Origin of the sequence: Ochrobactrum sp. C6C9 (assembly GCF_022627935.1) — a bacterium.
Taxonomy (GTDB): Bacteria; Pseudomonadota; Alphaproteobacteria; order Rhizobiales; family Rhizobiaceae; genus Brucella; species Brucella teleogrylli.
In genome coordinates this window covers 1-262 of record NZ_JABXGB010000129.1, presented here as the reverse complement: position 1 = coordinate 262, position 262 = coordinate 1, and the positions used below count along the sequence as shown (strand labels likewise).

Sequence of the window (262 nt, the reverse complement as noted above, 5' to 3'; positions counted from 1 at the left end):
GGCCATCCTGATCTTCGATGAAGCGACGTCGGCGCTGGATTCGCGTGCCGAACAGGCGATCCAGCAACAGCTCGAAGAGATCGCGCGCGAACGCACGACGCTGGTCATCGCACACCGGCTTTCCACCATCGTCAATGCGCAGCAGATCCTGGTGATGGACCATGGCCGCATCGTCGAGCGCGGTACCCATGCGGGCTTGCTGATGGCCGATGGTCTGTACGCGCAGATGTGGCTGCGCCAGCAGGCGGGAGGTGACGAGGAC

Annotated in this window: 1 pseudogene; it reads left to right on the top strand. The window is 63.7% G+C overall.

Annotation, left to right across the window (positions count from 1 at the left end):
* Positions 1-262, top strand: a pseudogene (locus tag HWD97_RS24365) (metal ABC transporter permease); the annotation flags it as partial.